Origin of the sequence: Poseidonocella sedimentorum, assembly GCF_900116005.1 — a bacterium.
Taxonomy (GTDB): Bacteria; Pseudomonadota; Alphaproteobacteria; order Rhodobacterales; family Rhodobacteraceae; genus Poseidonocella; species Poseidonocella sedimentorum.
Genome location: NZ_FOYI01000001.1, coordinates 313,179 through 325,720 on the forward strand (window position 1 = coordinate 313,179; position 12,542 = coordinate 325,720).

The window sequence follows — 12,542 nt, forward strand, 5'->3', positions numbered from 1 at the left end:
AGCCGAGAACACCGAAGAGCAATCTTCACCATGGGAGGAACCAAATGAAACTGTCTCTACTGCGCGCCGCGAGGGCGGCGCTTGTGATCCCGGTCATGCTGTTGATGGGGACCGCGGCCCAGGCCGAGAAGATCCGCATCGCGCTGGCCGAAACCCCGTCGGACGAGCTTGCCGCGTTTTTCGTCGCGCTCGATCGGGCCAAGGCCAATGGGCTCGACTACGAATGGACCGCCTTTTCCGATGAGGAGCTTGCGATCCAGGCCGTCCTGAGCGGCCAGATGGACATCGGATTCGGCACGCCCTACGCCGCGATGCAACGCTCCAAGGCGCCGCTGCGGATCGTGTTCCAGCTCTCGAAGCTGAAATTCTTTCCGGTCACCAGCAAGGCCTATGACAAGCTCGAAGATCTCAACGGCGAGCCGATCCTGCTGCATTCGCGCGGGGGTGGCACCGATTCCATCGCCAACGTGATCGAGGCCCGCATGGGGATGGAGTTCGGCGAGCGCTCCTATGTGCCCGGCTCGTCCAACCGTGTGGCCGCGCTCCTGGGCGGGCGCGCCGACGCGACGATCATCGATTTGTCGAACAAGAACAAGTTGATGCGCAGCGATGCGGGCGAGAACTTCAACGTGCTCGAGATGTTCGATGTGGAGGCCAGCGACGAGGCGCTCTTCGCCAATTTCAACTGGATCCAGGAGAATGAGGAGGCGGTCAATATTTTCGTCGAAGCGCTGGTGAGCACCTACCGCGACATGCACGAAGACCCGACCATCATCCGCCGCGAAACCAACCCGGACGGGCCGATCGGCCAGCTTCCCGGCGAAATCCTCGCCGAGCTTGACGGGTTCTATTCCGACGCGGTCGAAGCAGGGCTCTATGATCCCGATGGCGGCGGGCGCAAGGCGGCTCAGGCCGATATGGAATGGTACGCCGCGGCGGGCCAGCTTGTGGGCGATCCGGCCGAGCTCGACATCGAGGATTTCTGGTACCTCGCGCCGCTCGACAAGGCAAAGAACTGAAGACACACGCCGCCGCGCCCATCACGGGTGCGGCGGACCATTCCTGAGGGACGCAGTCACATGCCTAACCGCGCCTTGCTACTCAAGATACTCTCTGCCGCGCTGCTGTTCGGCGCCTGGGAAATCGCCGGCCGCATCCCGGTCAGCTTCGCTTTCCCGACCTTCCTGGAATCGATGTCCGCGCTCTTTCGCATGATCGGTGACGGCTCGCTCCTCATCGCCTATCTCGAGACGCTCCAGCCGCTCGTGGTGGGGGTGGTGATCTCGGCGGTGCTCGGGATCGGGATCGGCCTCTGGGTGGGGCTGAGCCGCACCTTCGACTGGCTTTTCTCACCGATTTTCATCGTGATGCAGGCCGCGCCCCTGGCCGCGCTCATCCCGCTTCTGGTGCTCGCCTACGGCATCGGGCTCACCTCCAAGGTGCTGGTTGTGTGCATCATGGCCATGCCGGTGATCGTCCTGAACACATCAAGCGCGGTCCGCAACACACCGGAATCCATGAAGGAAATGGCGCGGTCCTACCTCGCATCGGAGTGGGAGGTGATCCTCAAGGTGGTCGTGCCGGCCGCGTCGCCGGTGATCTTTGCGGGCCTGCGGCTCGGGGTCTCGGCGGGGTTCATCGGCGCAATTCTGGCCGAGCTCAAGATCACGCCGACCGGCGTCGGCGACATCATCACCTTCAGCCGCTCCATCGCCGATTACCCGGCCATGTACGCCGCGATTTTCTCCATCATCCTGCTGGCCGTCTTGTTCCTCAACCTGCTCGAGGCCATCGAAACCGCCCTCTTCAAAGGAAACCAACGTGGATATGTCTCAGACTAAAACCCCCGTGCAGCCGGTGGACGCCGCGCCCGACAGCGCCGTGTCCACGCGCAACATCTCCAAGACCTATGGGGCCGTCGAGGCGCTGCGCGACCTGTCGCTGGAGTTCCCCCGCGGGCAGCTGACCTCTCTGCTCGGCCCCTCGGGCTGCGGCAAGACCACGCTGCTGAAGATCATCGCGGGCCTGCTGGAGCCGACATCGGGCACGGTGGAGGTCAACGGCAAGACGGTGACCGGGCCGGGGCCTGACCGCGCCTTCGTGTTTCAGGATTTCGCCCTCCTGCCTTGGGCGACGGTTCTGCGCAACGCGGCCTTTGGGCTCGAGATGCGCGGCGTGGCCCGCGCCGAGCGCGAGGACCGCGCAGCCCATTACATCAAGGAGGTCGGCCTTTCGGGCTTCGAGAACGCCTATCCGCACGAGCTCTCGGGCGGGATGCGCCAGCGGGTGGGCCTCGCGCGCGCGCTTGCGGTCGATGCGCAGGTGCTGCTCATGGATGAGCCCTTCTCGGCGGTGGACGAACAGACCCGCCGCAAGTTTCAGGAGGATCTGCTGAACCTCGTCCGCAACGAGAACAAGACCTTCATCTTCGTTACCCACTCGATCGAGGAGGCGGTCTATGTCTCGGACCAGATCGCGATCCTGCTGCCGCGCCCCAGCCGCGTGTCCGAGATCATCCGCCCCACCGGCTTTCGCGGCAAGGGCGTGGACAACATCCGGCGCGACCCGGAATATCTCGACATCGTCGACGAGATCTGGGCCTCGCTGCGCAGCTATGTGGAGTAGGTCATGACGCTTTTGGGATACCGCCTGCCGGGCATGTCGTCGCTCCTCATCTGGGGGCTCTTGTGGGAGATCATCGGCCAGATGGGCCTGACCTTCTTCGTCCCGCCGCTGTCGGAGGTGATGGCAACGCTCTGGGAGGTGATCCAGACCGCGGCCTTCCGCAAGGCGCTCTACGAGACGGCCTATGCCTTCTTTGCCGGCGTCTTCTTCGCCATCACCATCGGCATCCCGGTGGGCATCCTGATGGGCAAGAGCCGGTTGCTCGACGAGCTGCTGCTGCCATGGGTCAACGTCTTTCTCAGCGCGCCGCTGACCGCGCTCGTGCCGGTGCTCATGGTGCTCTTCGGCTTCGGCATGAAAGCGATCATCATCACCACGACGCTCTTTGCCATCTGGATCATCATCCTGAACGCGCGTGCGGGGGTGAGGCAGATCAACCGCTCGCTTGTCGAGATGGCCCACAGCTTCGGCGCCTCACCCTGGCGCGCCTTCACCCAGATCTATTTCTGGGCGGCCCTGCCGGAGATCCTCGGCGGCGTGCGCATCGGCATCATCCGCGCGGTGAAGGGCGTGATCATCGGCCAGCTGCTGATCTCCATCGTCGGCTTCGGCGCGCTGTTCGAGCTCTACTCGGCCAACTTCCTCATGGCGCATTTCTGGGCGGTGCTCATCGTCCTCTTCGCGCTGGCCTTCACGATCTCGGAGTTCCTCGCCTATCTCGAACGGCGCGTGTCCTACTACGCGGCGAAAAGGTAACGAACACGGCCCGGAATCGAGGCGCATCGCGCCGCCGGGCCAGCGCCCGTCCGCCCCGGAGGGCGGGCGCTTTTCCACCACCAGCCGAGACCACGACCATCGGAGGGATGTGTCACCATAAAGCACACCCGCTTCGACCTCATAGCGCCCACCCGCGGACGGGCGCTGGCCCTCCCTCACCGCTAGCGCCAAATCAAAACGCCGCTCCCGAAGGGAACGGCGGTTTGCAAAAGATTTGGTGTCGCGCCGAAGGCGCGTCCGTTTGACAGCGAAAAGTCAGAGCTGCGCCATGACCTCGTCGCTGGCCTCGAAATTGGTGGTGACGCGCTGCACATCGTCGTCGTCTTCCAGCGCCTCGATCAGCCGCATGAGCTTTTGCATGTCCTCAAGCTCCAGCTCGGTCGTCGTGGTCGGCTTCCAGATCAGCTTGGTCGACTCCGACTCGCCCAGTTGCGCCTCGAGCGCGCCGGCCACCTCGTTGAGATCGGTATCGGCGCAATAGATGTAATGCCCGTCCTCGGAGCTCTCCACATCCTCCGCGCCCGCCTCGATCGCCGCCATCATGATCTCATCCGCATCGCCTGCATCCGCCGGGTAGGACACTTCGCCCTTGCGTTCGAACATGAACCCGACAGAGCCCGTCTCGCCGAGGTTGCCGCCGTTCTTCGAAAACGTCGAGCGCACGCTGGAGGCCGTCCGGTTGCGGTTGTCGGTCATCGCCTCGACGATCACCGCCACGCCGTTGGGCCCGTAGCCCTCATAGCGGATCTCTTCGTAGTTCTCCGCGTCGCCGCCCGTCGCCTTCTTGATCGCGCGCTCGATGTTGTCCTTGGGCATCGACTGGGATTTGGCTTCCTTGACCGCGAGCCGCAGGCGCGGGTTCTTTTCCGGGTCCGGATCGCCCATCTTGGCGGCGATGGTGATTTCCTTGGAGAACTTGGAAAAGAGCTTTGCGCGCACCGCGTCCTGACGCCCCTTGCGGTGCTGAATGTTTGCCCATTTGGAATGGCCGGCCATGAGATCCCCGTCTGCGCTGGTTGAAGTGCGCTCATATAGACTGGGGCGGGCCCTGTGTTCAAGACGGCGGTACTGTGCGCGCGCATGGCTTGACCCCGGCGCGCGCCCGTGACCATCTGGCGGGCGGCAATTTCGGGGGGCGCGCATGGACATCGGATCGGCACTGGAGGGCTTCGCGCTCGGCCTCTCGCTGATCCTCGCGATTGGCGCGCAAAACGCCTTTGTCCTGCGCCAGGGCCTGCGCCGTGCCCATGTCTTCGCCGTCTGCCTCACCTGCGCGGTCTCGGATGCGGCGCTCATCGCGGCGGGCGTGGGCGGCGTCGGCGCGCTCATTGGGGCAACGCCCTGGCTCGATACCGCCATGCGCTATGGCGGCGCGGCCTTCCTCGTCTTCTACGGCGCGCGGTCGTTCTACTCCGCGTTGACCGTGACCGAAGGGCTCGATCCGGCATCAACCGGCGGCGGCTCGCTGCGCGCCGCACTCCTCACCTGCCTCGCGCTCACATGGCTCAACCCCCATGTCTATCTCGACACCGTGGTCCTCCTCGGCTCGATCTCGGCGCAAGCGGCCGACCGTCTGGCCTTCGCCATCGGCGCGATGATCGCGAGCTTCACCTTCTTCTTCTCGCTCGGCTACGGCGCGCGCGCCCTCGCGCCGGTCTTTGCCCGCCCCCGCGCATGGATGGTGCTCGACGTGGTGGTGGGCCTCACCATGTGGATCATCGCGGTCAACCTGCTGCGCCATTGATGTCACTCGCGACGCGCGGGATTCAGCGCTTGAACCCCGCCGCGCCTTCGGGCCAACTGCACCCATGACAACCGCCCCCGCACCCGCCGCATCGCCAACCTATCGCCCGCTCGCCGGGATCGGCTGGATGCTGCTGACGGGCCTGTGTTTCGTGGCGGTCAACGTGCTGGTGAAATTCCTCGGCCCTCGCGTCCCCGCGCCGCAGGCGGCCTTCCTGCGCTTCCTGTTCGGGCTCGTTTTCTTGCTGCCGATGTGGCCGGTGCTGCGAGATCTGCGGCCCACCGCGCGGCAATGGCGGCTCATCGCCGGGCGCGGGGTGGTCCATACCGGGGCGGTGACGCTGTGGTTCTTCGCCATGACCCGGATCCCGCTCGCCGATGTCAATGCGATGAACTACATGACGCCGATATACGTCACGATCGGTGCGGCGCTCTTCCTCGGCGAAACACTCGCGACGCGCCGCATCATCGCCATTGGCGTGGCGCTTGTCGGCGCGCTTATCATCCTGCGGCCCGGGTTCCGCGAAATCGGACCGGGCCACATGGCGATGCTCGGCAGCTCGGTGTTCTTCGGTGCGTCCTTCCTGAGTGGCAAGCTGCTGGCGGATGACCTGTCGCCCGCGGTCGTCGTGGCCGCTCTGTCGCTCGCGGTGACGATCGGCATGGCGCCGCTCGCGATCATGGTCTGGCAGCCGGTGACCCTGCACGACGGGCTGCTGCTCTTTGCGGTCGCAAGCTGCGCCACGCTCGGCCACTACACCATGACCCGCGCCTTCAAGCTCGCGCCCGTGACCATCACCCAACCGGTCACCTTCCTCCAGCTCGTCTGGGCCACGCTCTTCGGCGTCTTCCTCTTCCACGAGGCGGTCGACGGCTTCGTGCTGCTCGGCGGCGGGATCATCATCGCGGCGGTGAGTTTCATCACCTGGCGCGAGGCGAAAGCCAAACGCCGCGCCACCACGCCGCCGGTGCCCGCGACCAAACTTTGACCACCCGCGGTTGCGGACCGGTCGCGCCGGGCGTATGTTCAGCATATGTTCATAAAATTTTGTCCGTGCCGCCCCCTCGCGATTCTCGCGCTCATTGTCCTTGCCGCCTGCGATCCGCAGGCCCCGGCGGCCGAGGGGCGCGCGCAGGTGACCGATGGCGATACCCTGACCGTCGCCGGCGAGAAGGTCCGCCTGCACGGCATCGACGCGCCGGAAATGAAGCAGACCTGCGACCGCGACGGCCGCGCCTGGGCCTGCGGCACCTGGGCGCGCGACATGCTCCGCGCGCTGGTCCGGCAGGGGCCGGTACGCTGCGTCGAGACCGACAGGGATCGCTATGGCCGCATGGTCGCCGTCTGCTACGCGGGCGAGAACGACATCGGCGCGCAGATGGTCCGCCTCGGGGCCGCGCGCGCCTACCTGCAATATTCCCACGATTACGTCGGGCTGGAAAAACAGGCCGCACTGGACGAGGCCGGCCTCTGGTCAACCTCGTTCGAGAACCCGTGGGACTGGCGCGCGCGCCCGGCGCTGAGCGCCTCCGCCCCGGCGCCAGAGGGGTGCCCGATCAAGGGCAACATCTCCAAATCAGGCCAGATCTATCACATGCCGGGCCAGGCCGATTACCACCGCACCTCGATCAACACGAGCCGCGGCGAGCGCTGGTTCTGCTCCGAGGCCGAAGCGATGGCCGCCGGTTGGCGCCGCGCGCGCAGGTGATCTGCATTTGCGCAGATTGGCAGGGCGTGGCGCGCGCGCTAGGTGAGACGCCATGACAGCCGATCTCAAGCTGGAGACCCGCAAGGGCTTGCCCGAGCACCTGCGCGTGCTGGCGGAGAAATACCCCGCGCCCACATGGGCCGCGCATCCCAATTTCAACGATCTGACGAGCTTCTGGCTGGAGCGGCACCTGATGTTCCGGCAGTTGCTCGACAAGATGATCGCCGATGCCGAGGTCGCGCTCGACGGCGCGCCGGGCCCGCGCTTCGGGGCGGAGCTGTCGCGCTATGGCGGGTTTTTCCTCAACCAGCTCCATCATCACCACATGATCGAAGACGACCACTATTTCCCCCAGTTCACCGCGCTCGACGCCCGGCTGGAACGGGGGTTCGAGATCCTCGACGCCGACCACCACGCGCTCGATGCCCATATCCGCGATTTCGGCCAGCACACCAATGCGGTGCTCGCGGCCCTTCAGGCGCCTGGCGACAAGCGCACGGCACTCGGACGGCTGCACGAGGTGCAGGAGGATTTCCGCAAATTCCTCCACCGTCATTTGACGGACGAGGAGGAAATCATCGTGCCGCTGATCCTCGAATATGGGCCGGACATGCAGTGAGCCTCTTGGGCTCTGCTGAGCATTGGGCATATCAGGCCTTGGGACTTCAGCGTTCGACCTCGTAGGGCAAGACGCCGCGGTTGAGCGGATCGACCCTGATCCGGCGTTCGAGCGGCGGCACCGAGCGCTGGTGGCAGGCCACGCGCTCGCAGATCCGGCAGGAGATTCCGATTGGCTCAAAGGCCGATTGCCGGGCGAGGTCGAGCCCGTCGGCGTAGACGAGCTGCGGCGCGTGTGCGATTTCGCAGCCAAGCGCGATGGCGAAGCGACGCACCGGGGCGCCGAAGTGGCCGCCGCTGCGCGAGACATCCCGCGCGATGCTCAGGTAGCGCACCCCGTCAGGCGTCTCGGCCAGTTGGCGCAGGAACCGGCCCGGCGTCTCGAAGGCGCTGTGCACATTCCACAAGGGACAGGCTCCGCCGTAGCGCGCGAACTGCAGCCGCGTTGCCGAGTGGCGTTTGGTGATCGTCCCGGCCTGATCGACCCGCACGAAGAAGAACGGCAGGCCCTTGGCCCCCGGGCGCTGGAGCGTCGAGAGCCGGTGCGCCACCTGTTCGATCGAGGCGCCGAAGCGCGCGGCGAGCAGTTCAAGATCGTGCCGGAAATGTTTGGCCTCATTAAGAAAGCGACCGTAGGGCAACAGCGCGGCCCCGGCGAAATAATTGGCGAGCCCGATCTCGGCGATGGCGCGCGCGGCGGGGCTCTGGAACCGGGCGAGGTCGAGCGTCGCGCCGATCAACTTGGCCTGCGAAGTCAGCGCGAGGTGCAGCAGGATCTGGAACGTGCGGGTCTCGGGCGGCGCGTGGGCGGAGACGCTGAGCGTCGCGGTGCTCGGCTCGAAGCGGCGCAGGGCCGGCATCGGCTCCAGCTTGACCCGGACGCCCCGGCCCGCCAGCACCGCGCGGGCGTGATCCTCCAGCGACTGCCCCGGCGGCACCTCGGCGGCAAAGCGCTCCGCCGCGCGGTCGACCGCGTCAATGTAATTGTCGCAATAGTGGAAGAAATCGCGCACCTCCTCCCAGGGCGAGAGCCCCGCGCGCGTCTCGTCGCGCCCGAGCGCCTCGTCGAGCGAGGCGAGCCGCTCATGGGTGTCGCGATAGGCGCGGTGCAGTTCGAGGAAGGCGCGGGCGAGGGCGGGGGCGTTGGAGGCGATGAGGCGCAGGTCCTGCGGCTGCGGCGCGCCGGTCTCCGTCAGCTCGGCAAAGAGCGGATCGCCAAGCGCTTCGCTGAGGTCCGAGACCACCCGGTCCGCCTCGCCCGCGCCGATCTGGGTGACGTCGAAGCCGAACTCCTGCGCCAGCGCGACAAGCACCGACGAGCTCACCGGCCGGTGGTTGTTTTCCATCTGGTTGAGATAGGGCAGGGAGATGCCAAGCTGTTTGGCAAAGGCCTTCTGCGTCAGGCCGATCCGGGTGCGCGTCTCGCGCAGCTTGGCCCCGGCGTAGAGTTTCGTGACGGCCATCGGCGCCCCTCGCATCAGTTTGCAAAGGTGTTTCTAGCCTTTGCAAACACTCCGGGCAAGATGGGCGCCTAGGCCCAGTCCTCCGCCGCGACCTGACGTTCGCGCGCGCGGGCGTAGCCGGCCGAGGCGATCCCCGCCGAGGCGCTGGCGAGCATGATCCACAGCAGCGGCCAGGCGCCCGTGCCCTCGCCGAGCATCGCCCCCGCGAGCGCCGAGAGCGCCGCGCCGCCGCCGATCATGATCGATCCGCCCAGCCCGCTTGCGCTGCCCGCGAGGCGCGGGCGCACCGAGAGCATCGCCGCGGTCGCGTTGGGGATGGTCATGCCGTTGCCGAGGCCGATGAAGGTCATCGGGGCGAAGAAGGCCAGAGCGCTGCCGTAGCCGAGGGCGAAGAGCACAATCGCGATCACCACCCCGAGCGCCGCGAGCGACGAGCCCCAGGCGATCATCCGGTTGATGCCGAGCGAGGTGCTGAACCGCCCCGAGATGCCGTTGCCGACGAGGTAGCCCACCGCGGGGGCGCCGAAATAGAGGCCGAGCGTGCGCGGATCGAGGCCGAAGACCTCCGTGCCGACGAAAGGCGCGCCGCCGAGATAGGCGAAGAAGGCGCCCGAGGCGAAGGCGTTGGTCAGCGAGAAGGCCCAGAACCGTTGCGAGCGGAAGAGCTCGGGGTATTCGCTGAACTGGCGGCCGAGCGAGAGGGTTGAGGGTGTTGCGGTCTCGCCCTGATCGAAGAAGGTGAGGGCGAAAAGGAAGAGCCCCATCGCCATCAGGGCCCAGAAATTCGCCTGCCACCCCGACAGCTCGTCAAGGAACCCGCCGAGCACCGGCGCGAGCATCGGCACGATGGACATGCCCATGGTCACGTAGCCGATCATCGAGGCCGCCCGTTCGCCCGGCACCATGTCGCGCACGATTGCGCGCGAGAGCACCATGCCCACCGCGCTCACCGCCTGGCACATGCGGAACGCGAGGAACACCTCGACCGAGGGCGCGTGGATGCAGCCGAACGTGGCGAGCACGAAGAGGAAGATCCCCCCCAGCATGATCGGGCGGCGCCCGTATTTGTCGGAGATCGGGCCGATGATGAGTTGGAGCACCGCGATGCAAGCGAGATAGAGCGCGACCGAGAGCTGCATGATCCCGTAATCGGTGTCGAAATGCTCGGTCATCCGGGGCAGGGACGGCAGGAAGATGTTCATCGACATGGCCGAGAATCCGGCCAGGAGAACGAGCGTTATGATATGCGGCGGGGTGGTGCGATCCAATAGCCGCACGGACGGTCTGTCTGTCATGCGCAAGTGCTACGCCCCGCGCCGGAGATTGTCTACCTGCGCCGTGGCGGTGACGCGGATTTGATCGCCCGGCGGGGAGGGAGGGGTGGTTAGCGGATTAGCAATTAGCCAGACGCCCGCTTTGCAAACTTCGCAGATTTTCCGAAAATCGCTTTGTTTTGCGGCCCCGATCCAGTACCGCTGAGGCGCGTTAGACGAAAGGACGGCCATGAACCGGATCGTAGACGAGCTTGAAACCCTGCGCGATGCGGCGCGGCTCGGCGGCGGGCAGCGGCGGATCGATGCCCAGCACGGCAAGGGCAAGCTCACCGCGCGCGAGCGGATCGAGCTTCTGCTCGACGAGGGCAGCTTCGAAGAGTTCGACATGTTCAAGGCCCATCGCTGCACCGAATTCGGAATGCAGGACAACCGCCCCCATGGCGACGGCGTGGTGACCGGCTGGGGGACGATCAACGGCCGCATGGTCTATGTCTTTTCGCAGGATTTCACCGTCTTCGGCGGCTCGCTCTCCGAGACCAACGCCGAAAAGATATGCAAGATCATGGACATGGCCGTCCAGAACGGCGCGCCGGTCATCGGCATCAATGACAGCGGCGGCGCGCGGATTCAGGAGGGGGTCGCCTCGCTCGCGGGCTATGCCGAGGTGTTCCAGCGCAACGTGATGGCCTCCGGCGTGGTGCCGCAGATCTCGCTCATCATGGGCCCCTGCGCCGGCGGGGCGGTCTATTCGCCCGCGATGACCGACTTCATCTTCATGGTGAAGGACAGCTCCTACATGTTCGTGACCGGCCCCGACGTGGTCAAGACGGTGACGAACGAGCAGGTCAGCGCGGAAGAGCTTGGCGGCGCCTCGACCCACACCCGCAAATCCTCCGTCGCCGACGGGGCGTTCGAGAACGATGTCGAAGCGCTCGCCGAGGTGCGCCGGCTGGTCGATTTCCTGCCCCTCAACAACCGCGAGAAGCCGCCCGTGCGGCCCTTCTTCGACGCCCCCGACCGGGTGGAGATGAGCCTCGATACGCTGATCCCAGAAAACCCCAACACGCCCTATGATATGAAGGAACTGATCCTGAAGATCGCCGACGAGGGCGATTTCTATGAGATCCAGGAGGAGTACGCCAAGAACATCATTACCGGCTTCATCCGGCTCGAAGGGCGGACGGTGGGCGTTGTGGCCAATCAGCCGATGGTGCTTGCTGGCTGTCTCGATATCGATTCAAGCCGCAAGGCCGCGCGGTTCGTGCGGTTTTGCGATGCGTTCGAGATCCCGATCCTGACGCTTGTCGATGTGCCCGGGTTCCTGCCGGGGACGAGTCAGGAATTTGGCGGGGTGATCAAGCACGGCGCGAAACTGCTCTTTGCCTATGGCGAGGCGACGGTGCCCAAGGTCACGGTCATCACGCGCAAGGCCTATGGCGGGGCCTATGACGTGATGTCGTCCAAGCATTTGCGCGGCGATTTCAACTATGCCTGGCCCACGGCGGAGATCGCTGTGATGGGCGCGAAAGGGGCGGTAGAGATTCTCTATCGGTCCGAATTGGGCGAGGCTGAGAAAATTGCGCAGCGGACGGCGGATTACGAAGATCGTTTCGCCAACCCCTTCGTGGCGGCCGAGCGGGGCTTCATCGATGAGGTGATTCTCCCCCATTCGACGCGGCGCCGGGTGGCCCGCGCCTTTGCCTCGCTGCGCGGAAAGTCTCTGTCCAACCCATGGAAAAAACACGACAATATCCCGCTCTGACAGATTACGGCCAGCGCCGTCCGGGCGCGCGGCCAATGCGCTGCGGTGGGCGGGCCGGGCCGCGTCGGGCGATCAGGGAAAGGTAAGGGCAATGTTTAAATTTCGCTACATTCTTGTGCAGACTGTTGACTTATCATGATGCTTGCGCATGAATTCAGCCATTGGCGCTACGGATTTGCCGCAATCGGAGGGATCCTTTGGGGGATGGCGGCCACAGCTGACGGGGAGGAGGAGGCCCTCGCTGTGCCCTCCGGCCAATTTCTTCAAGTGTCCGAGGTGATTGACGAGCCGCTGCCGTCCGGCGGCCTGCGCTCAAGATGGCGTTTTGTCGCGCCCGGGATGACCTCGACCACCTTTGCCCGACTGGAACCCGATTTCGCGCATCTGTGCGAGCATCTGGCCCTGCCCGCCTTGCGCGCGCGCGGGCTGCGCCCCACCGAAATTGTCATTTCCATTGCCGACCGCGATGTGGTCTTCGGGGTATCCGATCCCGAGGCCGTCCAATTCTTCGAGGCCTTCCGCGTCGAGGGCGGGCGGTGCCAGTGGTCGTTTTACTGAAGCGCCGGGGAAG

13 protein-coding genes are annotated in these 12,542 nt (G+C 65.6%); 10 read left to right on the plus strand and 3 right to left on the minus strand.

The window, feature by feature from the left end; genetic code table 11:
• Positions 1 to 44: 44 nt before the first annotated feature.
• Genes BM353_RS01490 through BM353_RS01505 form a run of 4 tightly spaced genes read left to right on the plus strand, consistent with a single transcriptional unit; the run spans position 45 to position 3,381 of the window.
• Complete coding sequence (locus BM353_RS01490) at positions 45 to 1,019, plus strand: ABC transporter substrate-binding protein (protein ID WP_218155446.1); 975 nt, start codon at positions 45 to 47, stop codon at positions 1,017 to 1,019.
• 60 nt (positions 1,020 to 1,079) lie between these two features.
• Complete coding sequence (locus BM353_RS01495) at positions 1,080 to 1,841, plus strand: ABC transporter permease (RefSeq protein WP_092075892.1); 762 nt, start codon at positions 1,080 to 1,082, stop codon at positions 1,839 to 1,841.
• Entirely contained in the window at positions 1,828 to 2,625 is a 798-nt protein-coding gene (locus BM353_RS01500) for an ABC transporter ATP-binding protein (RefSeq protein ID WP_092075895.1), read from the plus strand. Before BM353_RS01495 ends, BM353_RS01500 begins: the two co-directional genes overlap by 14 nt.
• A 3-nt stretch (positions 2,626 to 2,628) precedes the next feature.
• On the plus strand, positions 2,629 to 3,381 hold the full coding sequence (locus tag BM353_RS01505) for an ABC transporter permease (protein WP_092075897.1): 753 nt from the start codon (positions 2,629 to 2,631) through the stop codon (positions 3,379 to 3,381).
• 276 nt (positions 3,382 to 3,657) lie between these two features.
• Here BM353_RS01505 and BM353_RS01510 read toward each other — a convergent pair whose 3' ends face one another.
• Complete coding sequence (locus tag BM353_RS01510; protein ID WP_092075899.1) at positions 3,658 to 4,398, minus strand: YebC/PmpR family DNA-binding transcriptional regulator; 741 nt, start codon at positions 4,396 to 4,398, stop codon at positions 3,658 to 3,660.
• A gap of 145 nt (positions 4,399 to 4,543) precedes the next feature.
• Here BM353_RS01510 and BM353_RS01515 point away from each other — a divergent pair, with 145 nt between their 5' ends.
• The 4 genes from BM353_RS01515 to BM353_RS01530 all read left to right on the plus strand — a co-directional run bounded on the left by BM353_RS01515 (position 4,544) and on the right by BM353_RS01530 (position 7,473).
• Positions 4,544 to 5,146, plus strand: coding sequence for a LysE/ArgO family amino acid transporter (locus BM353_RS01515; RefSeq protein ID WP_177220424.1), 603 nt, complete (start codon positions 4,544 to 4,546; stop codon positions 5,144 to 5,146).
• 64 nt (positions 5,147 to 5,210) lie between these two features.
• Positions 5,211 to 6,134 (plus strand): DMT family transporter, encoded by a 924-nt coding sequence (locus BM353_RS01520; protein ID WP_245759522.1) that lies wholly within the window; start codon positions 5,211 to 5,213, stop codon positions 6,132 to 6,134.
• 45 nt (positions 6,135 to 6,179) lie between these two features.
• On the plus strand, positions 6,180 to 6,854 hold the full coding sequence (locus tag BM353_RS01525; RefSeq protein ID WP_092075901.1) for a thermonuclease family protein: 675 nt from the start codon (positions 6,180 to 6,182) through the stop codon (positions 6,852 to 6,854).
• A gap of 52 nt (positions 6,855 to 6,906) precedes the next feature.
• The gene (locus BM353_RS01530; RefSeq protein ID WP_092075903.1) at positions 6,907 to 7,473 is read left to right on the plus strand and encodes a hemerythrin domain-containing protein; all 567 of its coding nucleotides are present in this window, start codon (positions 6,907 to 6,909) and stop codon (positions 7,471 to 7,473) included.
• Between the two features lie 46 nt (positions 7,474 to 7,519).
• Here the strand turns inward: BM353_RS01530 and BM353_RS01535 are convergent, their stop codons facing one another.
• Positions 7,520 to 8,935, minus strand: coding sequence for a helix-turn-helix domain-containing protein (locus BM353_RS01535; RefSeq protein ID WP_092075905.1), 1,416 nt, complete (start codon positions 8,933 to 8,935; stop codon positions 7,520 to 7,522).
• Positions 8,936 to 9,003: 68 nt separating this feature from the next.
• On the minus strand, positions 9,004 to 10,230 hold the full coding sequence (locus BM353_RS01540) for a multidrug effflux MFS transporter (RefSeq protein WP_092075907.1): 1,227 nt from the start codon (positions 10,228 to 10,230) through the stop codon (positions 9,004 to 9,006).
• A 208-nt stretch (positions 10,231 to 10,438) separates the two neighbouring features.
• Here BM353_RS01540 and BM353_RS01545 point away from each other — a divergent pair, with 208 nt between their 5' ends.
• Both BM353_RS01545 and BM353_RS01550 read left to right on the plus strand, forming a co-directional pair.
• On the plus strand, positions 10,439 to 11,971 hold the full coding sequence (locus BM353_RS01545) for an acyl-CoA carboxylase subunit beta (RefSeq protein WP_092075909.1): 1,533 nt from the start codon (positions 10,439 to 10,441) through the stop codon (positions 11,969 to 11,971).
• A gap of 135 nt (positions 11,972 to 12,106) precedes the next feature.
• Entirely contained in the window at positions 12,107 to 12,529 is a 423-nt protein-coding gene (locus BM353_RS01550; protein ID WP_092075911.1) for a DUF6497 family protein, read from the plus strand.
• Positions 12,530 to 12,542 lie beyond the last annotated feature (13 nt).